Raw genomic sequence first — 16204 nt, 5'->3', positions numbered from 1 at the left:
TAGCCTTTATTATTCTGAATAGATCGCGACCCGGTTATCTTCTATTATTAAACGTATTAAGCCGTCCCTTTCCTTTGGTTTCCCCCATTCAAATTTATTGAATATCTTCATCATTGTTATCCGGCTGTGTAATGAAAAGAAAGCGCGTAATGTACTTATTATGGTTTAAGCGCCACTCTTTTTCTTAACCGTAAGGATTTTCTATGAATACCTCTCGTATGCCTGCACTGTTTATCGGCCACGGTAGCCCGATGAACGTGCTGGAAGAAAACAGTCACACTCAGGCATGGCGTATGTTGGGTGAGACATTACCGCGTCCTAAGGCTATTCTGGTGGTTTCCGCCCATTGGTATACCCGTGGGACGGCGGTGACAGCAATGGAGCAGCCTCGGACTATCCATGATTTTGGTGGATTCCCACAAGCGCTGTTTGATACCGAGTATCCGGCTCCGGGGTCTCCTGAATTGGCGGCACAAATTCAGCAACTGTTGGCACCTATCGCGGTACGAGCTGATACCGGTGAATGGGGGCTGGACCACGGCAGTTGGGGGGTATTGATCAAGATGTATCCTGAAGCTGATATTCCCGTGGTGCAGTTGAGTATCGATGGTACGCAACCGGCGGCATACCACTATGAATTAGGCCGTAAACTGGCTGTGCTGCGTGAGCAGGGGGTGATGATTGTCGCCAGTGGCAACGTGGTACACAACTTGCGGATGGTCAGATGGCAGGGAGATAGCCGCCCGTATCCGTGGGCTGAGTCCTTTAACCAGTTTGTTCGGGATAATCTGAACTATCAGGGTGATAACCACCCATTGGTTAATTTTATGCAGCATGAAGGAGCAGAACTGTCTAACCCATCACCTGAGCATTATCTGCCACTGCTTTATGTCTTGGGCGCTTGGGATGGTAAAGAACCCATTTCGATTCCAACCGATGGGGTTGAGATGGGGTCGCTGAGTATGCTGTCAGTGCAGCTAGGCTAATACCCTTCGCCCTTAACGACTACAGCGTTGTTAGCTGCTCTCATTACTCGGCCCGTCCATGGACCTCGCCTCTGCGAGGCCGCTGCAAGCAGCGTTCAAATCTGCTCCCAGCAGATTTGTCGAATCACTGACCTGAGTCAGTGATTCGGGATTATGAGCCTCTATGAAGCTCACCCTATGGGCCAGCGCAAGCGCTGTTCAACATGGTTTACAACCAAGTTGAACAGCGCTTGCTGCCTGGCTGTAACGCCAATGACTTTGGGTATTTACTGATAAAGCTGAACCAAGGGGAAACGTGCCGTTGGGGCCACTTTTAGTTACAAATACCAGTGCGTGAGCCGTCGGAGCGCCCGTAAGTGCGGTAAACCCTTGGCTCAGGGTATGGTGTGTCGCCTTAGCCCAAAATGATATGCGGGTAAAAACGTGACAGATCTTGGGTGATCAATTCGCGGTCTTCACGCAAACCAATACCGCAGGGTTGGTCGTTAACCAGCCAGCTACCAATCAGCGTATAGCTATCACCGAACTTAGGTAACGGATGGAATTGCTGAACAATCATGCCTTCCTCACCGTATGGCCCATCAACCCGCGCCACTTCTTTACCGTTTTCCACTATCTGAATATTGGCACCTTCCCGCGAGAACAGCGGCTTGGTGACATAATGATCCATTGGTGGATGATCATCTTCTGCAAAGTAAGCGGGTAGCAGATTCGGATGATTCGGGAACATTTCCCACAACAGTGGCAACAAGGCTTTATTGGATATAATGCTCTTCCAGGCGGGTTCCAGCCAGCGAACGCCAGCATCTTCCAACTTGGTGGAGAACATTTCGCGGAACATAAACTCCCACGGATAGAGTTTGAACAAATTACTGATAACCTGATTATCCAGGTCAGTAAATTGGCCTTTTTCCCCTAAGCCTATTTCTTCCATAAACATGAATTCAGTCGGCAGACCGGCTTCCAGTGCGCAATCTTGCAGATATTGCACAGTACCACGATCCTCTTCGCTATCCTGACAGCAGGCCAGATGCAATAAGCTAAAGCCGTGGTTATCACGTAGATCAATAAAACGCTCGATCAGCTTCTCTTGCATGCTGTTGAACTGGTCAGAATCCTGACTCAAATTGCCCGCATTGATCTGGTCTTCCAACCATAGCCATTGGAAAAACGCGGCTTCATACAATGAGGTCGGAGTATCCGCATTGTTTTCCAGCAATTTTGCCGGGTTGATGCCGTCGTAGGCCAAATCAAGGCGGGAATAGAGCGAGGGTTGATTGGTCCGCCATGAACTGCGGACAAAATCCCAGCAATGCTTCGGAATGCGGAATTTTGCCATCAGTTGATCGCTATTCACCACTTTCTCAACCACTTGCAAACACATCTGATGTAATTCTGCAGTGGTATCTTCCAGTTCTTCAATTTGTGCCAGTGTAAATTCGTAATAGGCGTCTTCACACCAGTACGGCTCGCCATACATGGTGTGAAAACGGAAACCGAATTCGGTGGCTTTTTCGCGCCAGTCTGGGCGTTCGCTAATCGGTAAACGTTTCATTAATCAGACCTTAGCCACCCATGCTGCGCGTGCTGGTTTTGGATGATGTCGCAGCACTACGTTGCATTGAAGACTGTTTGGCTACTGATTCGCCAAAACCGCCACGGGTGATGGTATTAGTTACAGCAGGTTTCGGTGCCATTGCGGTTCTTGGCACCGTCATGGTGCGGCCGGTGGTGGCTGAACCAAAGTTTTTACCGGTAGCATCGACAAACTTGCCACTCGCCGGGCTATTAGGCGCTTTAGAGGTGAATAATGGCTGGCTTGCTCCGCCGCCCATCATCCGGCCCATCATATAGCCGGCCATTAATGGCATCCACATACCGCCGCTTTGTTGCGGTGCTGCAGCGCTAGTTTCAGAAGAAGACGATGTTGGTACCATCCCTGCCTGAGCAGGGGCTTGAGTACACTGCGATTCACCAAATTCGGCGACGCAATCTTCGCGGGTCGCATATTTTGGTGCGGTTTTAACCGCTTCCTGTAATGCCGTATTGTACGCAGTGGTGCATTCCGCGCTCTTGGACGGGTTAGCCTGAGAACAATCATCAGCATTTTGATACAAGGAGACGGTTTCATCGGTTTTTTCACAGCCGGCCAGCATAAATACAGCACTGACAGCTAAAGCTACGGGCGCAAGTCGGTAGCTACGCCAAGATTTACGGAAAGTCTCTTGATTGATGTTTTGAGTCCGTTTCATCGTTATTTATCTCATTTCCGGGCATTGGAGCCCTTTCCCAGTAAGTGCGCTCTAGAATAAGGGAAACATGTATAAAATTAAAGCGTGAGGGCCGGCAAGCGGCAGACTTTACAAAGCTATACGAAATACTGCAGGCTGTTTCGCTTTTTTCATTGACGAAAAATGCTTGCTGACAAAGAAGATAAATGCAGAAAAATAAACCGGGCGCAGCCTGAGGCTGAACCCGGGGAACCCGAACCTATAACCATTAGTTACGGAATGGATTGCCGTTACGTGACGCTGCGGGTGCTGCGGCCGTCGGTTGGCTTACAGGAGTAACACGCGGTGCAGCTTGAGTGTTATCGCCATCAGCATAGGCATTTTGGTTGGTATTATCGGGTGCCAAACTGGTGGCTGAGGTTGGAACCGGCTTATCCAGTACTCCATTCAACTCCATCAGGTCATTCATGTTCAGCGTACCCAGTGCGGATTTAATATTTAACTGATTAATCAAATAGTTATAACGTGCATTGGCGAGTTGCTGCTTGGATTGATACAAGCTAGTCGTTGCCGTCAACACATCCAGAATTGTACGGGTACCCACCTGATAACCGGCTTCCATTGCATCCAATGAGCTTTGATTGGAAACAACCACCTGCTCATAAGCCTTAATACTGCTGATAGAGGCTGAAATATTATTGAATGAGGAGCGTACCGTTTGCACCACACTGCGGTGAGCGCTTTCCAACTGCTCACTGGCACCGACAAAATTGTACTGGGCTTGTTTCACCGCAGAATTGGTGGATCCACCGCTGTACAGTGGCAAGTTCAGTTGCACGCCAATTTGGTTTTGGCCAGCATCATTATTCACTTGCTGACTGGTGGGTCTGCCACCGCTGTATCGGGTATTGGTTAGCGAAGATGACGCAGTCAAATCGATGGTTGGCATATAACCGGTTTCTGCCGACTTAATTTGCTCACGGGCTAAATCTTGGCTCAAACGAGCAGAAAGCAACAAAAGGTTACGTTTTTCTGCTTCTTTCAACAGGTTATTAACGGCTTGCGGGCGCTCGGTCTTCAAGCGGGCCACATTTAGAGACGCCAATTCAGGGTAGTATACACCGGTAATCTGACGCAGGTTTTCCAGCGCATTATCCAGATTATTACGGGCAGTCACTTCGTCAGCTAATACGGTATCGTAAGTGGCTCGGGCGTTCTGTACATCGGTAATTGCCACTAAACCCACATTAAACCGCTGGGTTGTTTGATCCAACTGGCGATAGACCGATTGTTTCTGTGCTTCGGTATATGACAGGCTATCAATCGCCCTAAGGACGTCGAAATAGGCGGTTGCCGTGTTCAAGATCAGTGTTTGTTCATTGGTCTGGAACGTTACGTCCTGAATACCGGCCGACTTTTCCTGTAAGGTTAGGGCGCGCCATTTAGACATGTCAAAAATAGTTTGAGTCAGTTGCAGAGAGCCTGATGTCTGGTTGCTATCCGGGCTGTCAGATGCGTCACGGAAACCATTGGTATGGGTGTAACCGGCACCCAAACCGAGCTGTGGTAACAGCGGGCTGCGAGCTTGATTTATTTTTTCATATGCAGCATCGCGGTCAGCAGCCGATTTACGTAAATCCGGGTTACTATCCCTGGCTTGCTTATAAACTTGCAGCAAGTTCTCTGCCTGGCTCATGGTACTGAAACCAGCCAGACTCAGCCCGATAAGAAGGGGGAGCAGTTTCTTCATTTGCAGTCCTTGTTGTGCAGCATTTGTGCGGCAATTTTACTATGGTAGCTGTCGATAGACGAATTGTTGCCGATTCTATCAGAGTCTGCCAATGGGATAAGGTGGCTGATTGTGCCATCTCGCCTTAATTTACTTAAATCTATCACAAAGCTAAATGAGTATTTAGACAACTAATCGGTATCGGCCATGTTTGTCAAATAATCTTTATCAAACCGCTCAGTTCTATTAGTAAAATCATTTCTATCAGCTAACACTATGCCTGCTATTTTAAAATCCTGTAGCCTGCAGTTGGGTTGTCATCAAAAAGTACCATTTTAAGTTCAATATTTATGTTAGGGAGAAGTATATGACATCAGCACAACCCTCACCGGTGACCTTCGACAAAAATGATGTGGAAATTATTGCACGTGAAACCCTATACAGGGGGTTTTTTTCACTGAATTTATACCGATTTCACCATCGTCTGTTTAATGGCGAAATGAGTGGAGAAGTTAAACGCGAAATTTTTGAGCGTGGCCATGCGGCGGTGTTATTACCTTATGACCCGGTGCGTGATGAAGTGGTATTGGTTGAACAGTTGCGGATTGCGGCCATTGACAGTAGCCGGTCACCTTGGTTATTAGAAATGGTGGCCGGAATGATTGAAGAAGGTGAAACCGTTGAAGATGTCGCCCGTCGCGAGGCACAGGAAGAAGCCGGGATTAACATTGGCCGCTGTAAGCCAGTGCTCAGCTATTTAGCCAGCCCTGGGGGCACCAGCGAGCGCTTATCTATTATGGTGGGCGAAGTTGATGCGTTGACGGCTACGGGTATTCATGGTTTGGCCGACGAAAATGAAGATATTCGGGTGCATGTTGTCAGCCGTGAGCAAGCTTATCGTTGGGTTGAAGACGGTGCTATTGATAACGCAGCCTCAATTATTGCATTACAATGGCTGGCGCTGCACCATCAATCGCTGAGAGCAGAATGGCAGTCATAAAGAGAAAAATAATGAGTAAGCGCTATACACCTGATTTCCCTGAAATGATGCGGATATGCGAAACTAACTTCGTACAATTACGTCGTTTACTCCCGCGTGTTGATGAAGTGGGCGAAAGTGTGGCTTATCAGGTTAACAACAACAGCTATCGGCTGACAATTATTGAATTAACCCGCTACACTTCTGTAGTCGAGATTGTACAAACTGAGCCTGCTGTTAGCCATTGGAGTCTGCCGTCGATGGTGGTACGGCTTTATCATGATGCACAGGTGGCGGAAGTGTGTGCCAGTCAGCAGATCTCCCGCTTCAAAGCAAGCTATGATTATCCGAATAAAAAGTTGCATCAGCGGGACGAAAAGCATCAAATTAACCAGTTTCTTGCTGACTGGTTGCGCTATTGTTTGGCGCATGGCGCGGTGGCAGTTCCGGTTTATTAGACAGACTTATAGCCTTGCCTACAGTGAATGAATATACGTGGCAAATCTGGTTGGGAAGGGCGCAAAAACAAGGACACCATTTGGAAAGCCTGTTTAAACTGCCTATGGCAAGTGGGGCCAGGGCCAGAATTTTACAAATAACAGATACCCACCTTTTTGCAGGTGAACATGAAACCTTGCTGGGTGTGAACACTTCCCTCAGTTATCGCGCTGTGTTGGATGCGATTATTGCTGAGCAGCGCCCGTTTGATCTTATTGTCGCAACCGGCGATTTGGCTCAGGATCATTCTATTGCTGCCTATCAGAATTTTGCGAAGGGCATCTCTCGTTTGCCTGCGCCTTGTTTATGGCTACCGGGTAATCATGATTTTCAACCGGCAATGGTAGATGCGCTGGCAGATGCCGGTATTGCCCCTTCAAAGCAAGTATTAGTCGGCGATAACTGGCAAATTCTGTTATTGGACAGTCAGGTGTCTGGCGTGCCTTATGGTGAGCTGAGTGATTATCAATTGGAGTGGATGGAGCGTTGTCTGGTGGCATATCCAGAACGCTATACACTCATTTTATTGCACCATCACCCAATGCCATCGGGTTGTACCTGGCTTGATCAACACAGCCTGCGTAATGCGCATATGTTGGCGGCGGTTCTTCTTCGTTATCCACGTGTTACGACCTTATTGTGCGGCCATATTCATCAGGATTTGGATCTTGATTGGTATGGTAAACGCCTGCTGGCCAGCCCTTCTACCTGTGTGCAGTTCAAACCGCACTGCACAAATTTCACACTTGATACTGTGGCTCCGGGATGGCGCTACCTCGATTTACTGCCTGATGGAATACTTGAAACTGAAGTTCGTCGGTTAGACAGTAATGAATTCTGCCCGGACATGGACTCGGATGGTTATTAATGAGCACGCTTCTTTATATTCATGGGTTTAATAGCTCTCCCAGCTCGCTCAAAGCAAGTTGCTTTAAAAGTTGGTTGCAGCAGCACCATCCTCATATCGAGATGCTGACACCACAACTGCCGCCTTATCCGGCGCAAGCAGCAGAAATGTTAGAAAGCATTGTGATGGATAAAGCCGGGCAATCCATTGGGATCGTTGGTTCTTCCCTTGGTGGCTATTTTGCTACCTGGCTTTCCCAACGTTTCAGTATTCCCGCCGTCGTTGTTAACCCGGCGGTTCGGCCCTTTGAGCTGCTCAGCGATTACTTGGGTGAAAATGAGAACCCCTACACCGGGCAACAATATGTGTTAGAGTCTCGGCATATTTATGACCTGAAAGCCATGCAAATTGAAACGTTGGGATCACCGGATTTACTCTGGTTATTGCAACAAACCGGGGATGAGATCCTCGATTACCGACAAGCGGTTGCCTACTACACCCCTTGTAGGCAAACAGTAGAATCAGGTGGGAATCATGCCTTTGTGGGTTTTGATCACTATTTCTCCCCGATTGTGACTTTTTTAGGGCTAGCGACCGCCTAAAGCCTTCTAACCATTAGCCGAATATTAATCAAACCATGACTGAATCCAGCTATAACGCTGATGCCATTGAAGTACTCAGCGGTTTAGAACCAGTGCGTCGTCGTCCGGGAATGTACACGGATACCACGCGGCCAAACCACCTTGGTCAAGAGGTGATTGATAATAGCGTCGATGAAGCACTGGCGGGGCATGCCCGTCGTATTGACGTTATTTTGCACGCCGATCAATCACTCGAAGTTATTGATGATGGCCGTGGGATGCCTGTTGATATCCATCCCGAGGAGGGGGTTCCTGCTGTTGAACTGATTATGTGTCGTTTACATGCGGGCGGTAAATTCTCCAATAAAAACTATCAGTTCTCTGGTGGTTTGCATGGTGTAGGTATTTCCGTTGTGAATGCCTTATCCACGCGGGTAGAAGTCAAAGTGCGCCGCGATAGCCAAATTTACAGTATCGCCTTCGAAAATGGCGATAAAGTGCAGGAATTACAGGTTATCGGTACTTGCGGTAAGCGCAATACTGGGACCAGTGTGCATTTTTGGCCGGATGTGTCTTTCTTCGACAGCCCACGTTTCTCGGTTTCCCGCCTATCCCATTTGCTGAAAGCGAAAGCCGTGTTGTGCCCCGGCGTAGAGATCGTTTTTAAAGATCTGGTGAATAATACCGAGCAACGTTGGTGTTATGCCGATGGTTTGACCGATTACCTGATGGAGGCGGTTGACGGCTTGATTACCCTACCGGAAGTGCCGTTTGTTGGCGCTTTTGCCGGTGATACCGAAGCCATTGACTGGGCACTGTTATGGCTGCCGGAAGGTGGCGAACTGCTGACTGAAAGCTACGTCAACCTGATCCCAACGATGCAGGGCGGTACTCACGTTAATGGCTTGCGTCAGGGCTTGCTGGATGCCATGCGTGATTTTTGTGAATATCGTAATATCCTGCCGCGCGGTGTCAAACTGTCGGCAGATGATATCTGGGAACGCTGTGCTTATGTGTTGTCAGTAAAAATGCAGGATCCACAATTTGCAGGTCAGACGAAAGAGCGACTTTCCTCACGTCAGTGCGCCGCTTTTGTCTCCGGGGTGGTCAAAGACTCCTTCAGCCTGTGGCTGAACCAGAACGTACAGGCGGCAGAACAACTGGCTGAACTGGCTATTTCCAGTGCTCAACGCCGTATGCGGGCTGCGAAGAAAGTGATACGTAAAAAACTGACCAGTGGCCCGGCATTACCTGGCAAACTGGCCGATTGTACGTCGCAGGACTTGAACATGACCGAGCTGTTTTTGGTGGAAGGGGATTCCGCTGGCGGTTCAGCTAAACAGGCGCGTGATCGTGTCTACCAGGCGATCATGCCGTTGAAAGGCAAGATCCTCAATACCTGGGAAGTCTCGTCAGATGAAGTGTTGGCCTCGCAAGAGGTACACGACATCTCGGTGGCGATTGGTATCGATCCAGACAGCGAAGATTTGAGCCAGTTACGTTACGGTAAAGTCTGTATTCTGGCGGATGCGGACTCCGATGGCTTGCATATTGCCACCTTGCTGTGTGCGCTGTTTGTACGCCATTTCCGTGCTCTGGTGCGTAATGGCCACGTCTATGTGGCGATGCCGCCGCTGTATCGCATCGATTTGGGCAAAGAAGTGTTCTATGCATTGGATGAAGAAGAGAAAGCCGGTGTGTTGGAACAGTTGAAACGTAAACGTGGCAAACCTAACGTTCAGCGCTTTAAAGGGTTGGGTGAAATGAATCCATTGCAGTTACGTGAAACCACCCTCGATCCAAATACCCGCCGCTTGGTGCAATTGACCATTAGTGATGATGATATTGATAAAACTCTGGCCATGATGGACATGTTGTTGGCGAAGAAGCGATCCGAAGATCGCCGCAATTGGCTGCAAGAGAAAGGGGATACCGCTGAAATCGAGCTTTGATTGATGACGGGGAAAAATCCATGAAGGTTACGTTAGAAGAGTTACAGGCATTTACCTCAGTAGTTGACTGCGGCTCTATAACGGCGGCGGCAGAGCAGCGTAACCAGACCGCCTCTGGTATCAGCCGGGCGTTGAGCCGGTTGGAAAAAAAACTGGCGACCACTTTGCTACGCCGCACTACCCGGCGGCTGGAACTGACAGAAGAGGGTGAATTGTTTCTCAGCCATGCGCGGCAGATTATCGGTGCGGTGGATGATGCTGAAGAACAAATTGCCCTACGGCGGCTGAAACCGGCTGGTCGGTTGCGGGTTAATGCGGCCGCACCTTTTATGCAGCATGTGATTTTGCCGATGGTTACCGGTTTCCGCGCGTTATATCCGCAGATTATTCTCGAGTTGAATACTGACGATCTTAATATTGACCTGCTTGAACAACGTACTGATATCGCTGTTCGTATCGGCGCGTTGCGCGACTCGACTATCCATGCCCGTTTATTGGGTGCCAGTCGGGTGCGTATCCTTGCCAGCCCAGGTTACCTACAACGGCACGGTACGCCACGCACGATTGATGAATTGGCAGGTCACAGTTTGCTGGGTTTTACTCAGCCGGAATTCCTCAATCAGTGGTCGTTGCCGCATTTGCCCTCAGGGCGCGCATCCATTACTCCCAATCTGGCAGCATCCAGCGGTGAAACACTGCGCTTACTGGCTTTACAGGGGGAGGGCATTGTCGAATTATCTGATTTTATGACCCGAGAGGATCAACTGGCGGGGCGTTTGGTTGAGGTGATGGCCGACCAAATTCTGGAAACCTGGCAACCGATCAACGCAGTTTATTATCGTAATACTCAGCTTGCCGCACGCATCACTTGTTTCCTTGATTATGTGAGTGAGCAGATTCGGTTGCAGGGTAGCCATTGGCTCAGAAATTGATGCGGCAGGGGTGTTAGCTGCGCTAGTTACTCGGCCCATCCATGGGCCTCGCCTCTGCGAGGCCGCTGCAAGCAGCGTTCAAATCTGTTCCCGACAGGTTTGTCCATAGAATCAATGACTTGTAGTTGACCTTGCATGAGTAAGCATCATCGGGATAGGTTTGCTTGCCGCCTACCTGCAACACCAATTACTATTGGGAATAGACTGATTAAACGTTATTCAATATATGAATATTCACATCTAACACATCATCTTTAATCACTTCACGATGCTGATGCATATGATCCATCTGTAAGTGTAATTCCAGATGATGCACACTTTGCCACTTTTCCAGCATGAAAATGGAGTCCGGCGAATTCTTTTGCCAGTCAAGTTGAGTTGGCACATCAACCATCGGCACATAACCGCCACAACCTTCCTCTGCCAGCACCGCAGGAATAAGCTTCTCAATCGCCTGCAATACCGCCTGACGGCGACCCGGTTTGACTTTTATTTCTGCAAAAACGGTAATCATAATGGCCCCCTGTTTATATTTGGTATGCAATCACACTGCCTGATTGTTAAAATTTTCGGCTAAATGCTGACGATAACGGCTAATATCACCTTCAATATCAGGTTGTTTCATCACATCGTTACATATAAACGTCGGCAATGGCTTCATGCCAAGAAATTGATTTGCCTTATGGAAATGCAGATAAACACCTTCAACGCCTACCCCCTCGAAGAACTGCTCAGGGTCATTAAAGGCTTCAAGTGGTGCATTCCAGGTTACTGAAAGCATATAGGTTTTACCCTGAATTAAACCGCCGGAACCGTAGCCTTTAGTGGCATCAGAACGGGTACGGCCATCACTGGCATACAGTTTTCCATGACCTTCGGTAAAGACTTCATCAATATATTTTTTCAGGGTCCACGGCTCACCCATCCACCAGCCCGGCATTTGATAAATCACGCTATCGGCCCACAGATATTTCTCAACTTCACTTTTAATATCATAACCTTGGTCAACCGTGGTTATCTTAACCTGATGGCCGCTTTCCTGCAGAAAATCGGCAGCGACATTAGTGAGAGTGAGATTAAGCGCGCCTTTGGAATGCGCGAACTCTTTCATTGCGTTAATAATTAATACGTTACTCATCGATATAATCCTTGTGAAGCGGGGGGCTAATAACACAGAACAGTACCTTCCCCGGAATGATGAGTATGCTAACGGTTATGACACCAGAGGAAAATAGGCAATAATGCATAACACTATTGCTAAATAAGCAACAAAGCTGATCCATTTAAACCTTTTGGGCCATATATGTGCGAAGCTCCCCGCATTGGATTTCATATAACAGAAACAGTGGAATAACAGTTTTGAGGCAGCTCGCAGAACGAAGTTAATACCTCGTAACGTATAGCTGCGCATCGAGTTATAGCGGTACACTGCTTGTCTATTAGCGACGCTCGTTTATTCAGGTCAGCGCCATTATGTCCCCTCATACTTTGCTCGTAATTGATGATGATGAAGAGATCCGCAGCTTGCTGACGGAATACTTTACCAAAGCGAATTTTCGTGTGCTTTCGTTACCTGACGGCGAACATTTGCTGGCAACATTGAAGCAGGAATCCGTGGATTTAGTCATTTTGGATGTCATGTTGCCCGGTGATGACGGTTTTACCCTTTGCCGTAAAGCCCGGCAAGTATCGGCAGTACCTATCATCATGCTAACTGCGGCGTCTGATGAAAGTGACAAAGTGATTGGGTTGGAGCTGGGCGCAGATGATTATCTGGCTAAACCGTTCAGCGCCCGCGAGCTATTGGCGCGGGTTAAGGCGTTATTACGTCGTAATCAAATTGTGCAAAGCCCCGGAACTGAGGCACGGTTTTTGTGTTTTAACGGCTGGAAACTGGATTTAGTTCGGCGGGAGCTTATTGATCCGCACAAGCAGAGTGAACCGTTGTCGGGCATTGAATTTACTTTACTCTCACTCTTTTTGCGTCATCCAAATCAGATCCTCGACCGGGATCAAATTTCTGAAATAACCCGCCGCCGAGAAAATAACCCTTTGGAGCGGGGGATTGATGTGCAAATCAGCCGCTTACGTCAGCGCCTGCAAGATAGCCAGCGCTTGCTGTTGCGCACCCTGCGTAATCAGGGCTACATGCTATGTTGCGATGTAACTCGTGAATATTGATTCGGGCCGTTATGCCCGCTGGTTACAGGATATGTTCCGGCCACTCTGGCCGCGCTCACTTCTGAGCCGCATGTTGTGCATGCTGGTGATTGCCCTGCTGTTGGCAGAAAGTATCTCTGGTTCCATTTGGTATCGCCAGTTTAGCCTGCGTAATCAGGCCAGTCTGGAAAGTACTATCAAAGGGCTGGTGCAAGGGATGCTGACCAGCTACAACTTTATGTCTTCTCTGCCATACAACTATCGCCATTTAGTGTTGCAACAACAATTGGCGTTAGGCGGCTCGCAGTTTTTTATTTCGATCAATAACCATGTATTGGACGAAGTGCAATTGCTAAACAGTCAGGCCGCCAGAACCGTAGTATTGCAGGCAAAACAGGAACTGCGAACACAATTAGGGGAACGGCAAGCGGCAATTATCTCTCTGACACCCGCAGATCAACTGAAAGTTTTTAACGCTGGAGTTTTGGTTGAAAATCTGCCCCCGGCATGGACGCGTTTTGGTATCACAACATCTCACAAAGATGCACCGGTATTGGTTATTCAGCTACAACTGAATTCCAATGAATGGCTGTTTCTGGCGGCCCCCCTACCACCGCCTTACGATCAGTTGGAAAGCCCGCTGTTTAGCTTGCGTCAGGTCGGCTTTACCCTGTGTAGCTTGCTCCTGGTTTTATTGTTTACCTGGTGGCTGATTCGCCGTGAACTGAAGCCATTAGCACGGCTAGCCCATGGCGCACTTGAACTTAACAGTTCACTGGATAGCGAACCATTGCCGGAAGAAGGCAGTGCAGAGCTGGTTACCGCGACCCGTTCTTTCAATCAAATGCAAAGTCGCCTGCGAGCTTACCTGCATAACCGGGAGATGCTATTTACCGCGATCAGCCATGACTTGAAAACTCCGCTAACCCGCCTACGGCTACGGGTAGAAATGCTAGAAGATGAAACGTTGGGGAAAAAGTTTGAACGGGATGTCGCTGACTTAGAGATGATGGTCAAGGGCGCACTGCAAAGTATGAAAGATACTGATTTACATGAAAATATGGAATCCATAGATATCATGAGTTTGCTAAGGCAAACGATGGACGCCTATCTCAATGTCAGTGTTTCCGGTAAAGCTAGCCCGATTTTTGGCCGCCCTCTGGCGATTAAACGCCTGCTTAATAACATTGTGGAGAACGGGCTGAATTATGGGCAGCGGGTAGAGCTAACCCTGTCAGATCATCGGGATTACATCATGTTGTTTATCCGTGATTTTGGCCCCGGAATTCTAGAGGAACAATGGGAGAAAGTGTTTAAGCCTTACTATCGTTTGCAGCAAGATAACCGTGGCAGCGGGTTGGGGCTTGCTATCTCTCGTAGCATTGCCAGAGCGCACGGTGGCGAAGTGACATTACGCAATCATCCCGTCAGTGGTCTGATAGTTGAAATCCGTTTACAACGCTATAACTGAGTCTATTACATATGTTAAAGAAGCTATCTCTTATCTTTTTGCTGTTGGTCGCGACCCATGCCACTGCCGTTAACGTTGAAGTTCTTCATTATTGGACCTCATCGAGTGAGCAGGCGGCGCTATTATCGGTAAAACAGGCGCTGGCCGAAAAAGGAGATAACTGGCAGGATTTTGCCGTTGCTGGTGGTGCAGGGGAGAGCGCATACAGTGTATTGCAAACGCGTGCTATTGCCGGTAACCCGCCTGGTGCGGCATTACTGGAAGGTAAGGCCATTGAGGAGTGGGCCAGATTGGGCTTTCTCTCTAGCCCTTACACACCGGAGCAAACTGTTGAGTGGGATCAGGTTTTGCCTCCCTCCATCAAAGCCAATATCAAATACCGTGGTGCGTATGTTGCCGTGCCGGTAAACATACATCGCATCAATTGGATGTGGGTTAACCCTAAACCTTTCGCCAAATTGAAATTAGCAGTACCTACCACATGGGATGAGTTTTTTGCCGTAGCCGATAAGTTACAAGCTGCCGGATACATTCCACTGGCACATGGCGGGCAGGCATGGCAGGACGCCACGGTGTTTGAGAACCTGCTGTTAGGCATGGAAGGGGGGGAATTCTACCGTCAGGTATTTATGGAACAGCGTAGCAGTGCCATCACAAGTGACAAAATGGTGCAGGTACTGGAAAAGTTCCGCAAGATCAAAGGTTATATCGATCCCGATGCCGCCAATCGTCCATGGCATGAGTCGGTAGAAATGCTGCGCAGTGGTAAAGCCGCCATGATGATTATGGGCGACTGGGCCAAAGGCGAGATGATGCAGGATGGTGATCGCCCTGGCCAAGCGTTTCTGTGTGTGCCGGCTCCCGGCACTCAGGATTATTTTATTTATAATACTGACAGCTTGGCTATTTTGCAGCAAAACGGTAATCCGGTCGTGGTCTCGGGTCAGCGTCATTTGGCTGATGTACTGATGGATAAGCAGTTTCAGGTTACTTTTAATAAACTAAAAGGTTCTATCCCCGCGCGAATGGATGTTTCTTTGCAGGATTTTGATTCCTGCTCGCAGCAGTCAAGCAAGGCGTTCCGTCAGGCAGAGGTTTCGGGGACGTTATTGCCGAGTATGGCGCATTCGATGGCGACAGACGCACAAACCAAAGAGATCTTTTTCCACGTACTGAACTACTTTTTTATCCATCCAGAGCAGGCTCCGCAGCAGGCTGTGCGGCAGCTCAATACCGCCTTAATCGCGGTGAGATCTTAAGGGCTAAACGGTTAGGGTATTAATGGTTGACGGGGCTAGATCTGTTCCATATTGCTCATTGAGCAGAAGGGCTGGTTTGCCCCTCGGTGGGAGGGGTATTGGTATTAAGCCGCTATGACTAGATCCCCTCCGACTCTTCATTTTCCTCATTATTTTGCGTTTCATCCGCAACCACAAAATGCACGATCCCTCGACTTCCCGCCGCCAGTGCCTGCCGAACTAATTCGCTGGCAGTAGAGACTTCATCTCTGTCTAGTACCGTTTCTGCCAGCATCTGCATATTGGTACCAGTAATAACTTCAAATTGGGGCTGATGCACACTTAATTGAACTGCACTGCGGAATGGCGAACCCCCTAGCAAGTCGGTGAAAAACACCACACCGAGCTCAACAGGTAGTACATCCAGTGCCTGTTGTAGCGCCTGGTCTAACTGCTGAGTACTCATACCTACCGGAAAGTCGACGGCAATGATTTGCTGTTGTGGACCAATGACTTGTTCCACCGCGTTATACAGCCCACTGGCAAAACGGCCATGGCCGGTGATGATGATGCTTACCATAAAAGGTCCCTAGGCGCCGG

The 16204-nt window shown here is 48.7% G+C and carries 16 protein-coding genes; 10 read left to right on the top strand and 6 right to left on the bottom strand.

Features of this window, described 5'->3' with window-relative positions:
* The first annotated feature begins 203 nt into the window (after window positions 1-203).
* Window positions 204-986, top strand: a complete 783-nt coding sequence (ygiD, locus tag AEP37_RS06485) for a 4,5-DOPA-extradiol-dioxygenase (protein WP_049611597.1) — start codon at window positions 204-206, stop codon at window positions 984-986.
* A 394-nt stretch (window positions 987-1380) separates the two neighbouring features.
* On the opposite strand, the gene AEP37_RS06480 is transcribed toward ygiD, so the two are convergent.
* From AEP37_RS06480 to tolC, 3 genes are all read right to left on the bottom strand, one after another.
* Window positions 1381-2541 (bottom strand): glutathionylspermidine synthase family protein, encoded by a 1161-nt coding sequence (locus AEP37_RS06480; RefSeq protein ID WP_049611594.1) that lies wholly within the window; start codon window positions 2539-2541, stop codon window positions 1381-1383.
* A gap of 10 nt (window positions 2542-2551) precedes the next feature.
* Window positions 2552-3238, bottom strand: coding sequence for a DUF1190 family protein (locus AEP37_RS06475; RefSeq protein ID WP_049611591.1), 687 nt, complete (start codon window positions 3236-3238; stop codon window positions 2552-2554).
* Between the two features lie 247 nt (window positions 3239-3485).
* The gene (gene tolC / locus AEP37_RS06470) at window positions 3486-4967 is read right to left on the bottom strand and encodes an outer membrane channel protein TolC (protein ID WP_049611588.1); all 1482 of its coding nucleotides are present in this window, start codon (window positions 4965-4967) and stop codon (window positions 3486-3488) included.
* Between the two features lie 346 nt (window positions 4968-5313).
* Here tolC and nudF point away from each other — a divergent pair, with 346 nt between their 5' ends.
* From nudF to AEP37_RS06440, 6 genes are all read left to right on the top strand, one after another.
* Window positions 5314-5946, top strand: a complete 633-nt coding sequence (gene nudF / locus AEP37_RS06465; protein WP_049611586.1) for an ADP-ribose diphosphatase — start codon at window positions 5314-5316, stop codon at window positions 5944-5946.
* A gap of 11 nt (window positions 5947-5957) precedes the next feature.
* Window positions 5958-6383 (top strand): DUF1249 family protein, encoded by a 426-nt coding sequence (locus AEP37_RS06460; RefSeq protein WP_049611581.1) that lies wholly within the window; start codon window positions 5958-5960, stop codon window positions 6381-6383.
* Between the two features lie 80 nt (window positions 6384-6463).
* Window positions 6464-7291 carry a 3',5'-cyclic-AMP phosphodiesterase gene (gene cpdA, locus AEP37_RS06455; RefSeq protein ID WP_049611578.1) on the top strand — a complete coding sequence of 276 codons (828 nt, stop codon included), beginning with the start codon at window positions 6464-6466 and terminating at the stop codon, window positions 7289-7291.
* On the top strand, window positions 7291-7872 hold the full coding sequence (gene yqiA / locus AEP37_RS06450) for an esterase YqiA (RefSeq protein ID WP_049611575.1): 582 nt from the start codon (window positions 7291-7293) through the stop codon (window positions 7870-7872). The genes cpdA and yqiA overlap by 1 nt, the downstream gene beginning before the upstream one ends.
* Window positions 7873-7907: 35 nt before the next feature.
* A complete protein-coding gene (parE, locus tag AEP37_RS06445; RefSeq protein WP_049611570.1) occupies window positions 7908-9803 on the top strand; it encodes a DNA topoisomerase IV subunit B in 1896 nt (631 codons plus the stop codon).
* Window positions 9804-9823: 20 nt separating this feature from the next.
* A complete protein-coding gene (locus AEP37_RS06440; RefSeq protein WP_049611567.1) occupies window positions 9824-10735 on the top strand; it encodes a LysR family transcriptional regulator in 912 nt (303 codons plus the stop codon).
* 208 nt (window positions 10736-10943) lie between these two features.
* Here AEP37_RS06440 and AEP37_RS06435 read toward each other — a convergent pair whose 3' ends face one another.
* Both AEP37_RS06435 and AEP37_RS06430 read right to left on the bottom strand, forming a co-directional pair.
* On the bottom strand, window positions 10944-11249 hold the full coding sequence (locus AEP37_RS06435) for a putative quinol monooxygenase (RefSeq protein WP_049611664.1): 306 nt from the start codon (window positions 11247-11249) through the stop codon (window positions 10944-10946).
* A 30-nt stretch (window positions 11250-11279) separates the two neighbouring features.
* Window positions 11280-11873, bottom strand: a complete 594-nt coding sequence (locus tag AEP37_RS06430; RefSeq protein ID WP_049611564.1) for an NAD(P)H-dependent oxidoreductase — start codon at window positions 11871-11873, stop codon at window positions 11280-11282.
* Window positions 11874-12208: 335 nt separating this feature from the next.
* On the opposite strand from AEP37_RS06430, the gene AEP37_RS06425 reads away from it, so the two are divergent.
* The 3 genes from AEP37_RS06425 to AEP37_RS06415 are packed head-to-tail and all read left to right on the top strand — an operon-like array spanning window position 12209 to window position 15625.
* A complete protein-coding gene (locus AEP37_RS06425; RefSeq protein WP_049611561.1) occupies window positions 12209-12916 on the top strand; it encodes a response regulator in 708 nt (235 codons plus the stop codon).
* Window positions 12906-14366: an ATP-binding protein gene (locus AEP37_RS06420; protein WP_235801379.1), complete on the top strand. Its 1461-nt coding sequence runs from the start codon at window positions 12906-12908 to the stop codon at window positions 14364-14366. The genes AEP37_RS06425 and AEP37_RS06420 overlap by 11 nt, the downstream gene beginning before the upstream one ends.
* An 11-nt stretch (window positions 14367-14377) precedes the next feature.
* The gene (locus AEP37_RS06415) at window positions 14378-15625 is read left to right on the top strand and encodes an ABC transporter substrate-binding protein (protein WP_049611558.1); all 1248 of its coding nucleotides are present in this window, start codon (window positions 14378-14380) and stop codon (window positions 15623-15625) included.
* 118 nt (window positions 15626-15743) lie between these two features.
* Here the strand turns inward: AEP37_RS06415 and agaF are convergent, their stop codons facing one another.
* Window positions 15744-16184, bottom strand: a complete 441-nt coding sequence (agaF, locus tag AEP37_RS06410; protein WP_049611555.1) for a PTS galactosamine/N-acetylgalactosamine transporter subunit IIA — start codon at window positions 16182-16184, stop codon at window positions 15744-15746.
* Window positions 16185-16204: the final 20 nt, after the last annotated feature.

It is taken from the genome of Yersinia pekkanenii (assembly GCF_001152565.1).
Lineage (GTDB): Bacteria > Pseudomonadota > Gammaproteobacteria > Enterobacterales > Enterobacteriaceae > Yersinia > Yersinia pekkanenii.
The sequence above is the reverse complement of the archived record's forward strand: the minus strand, read 5'-3'. Positions and strand labels throughout refer to the sequence as shown.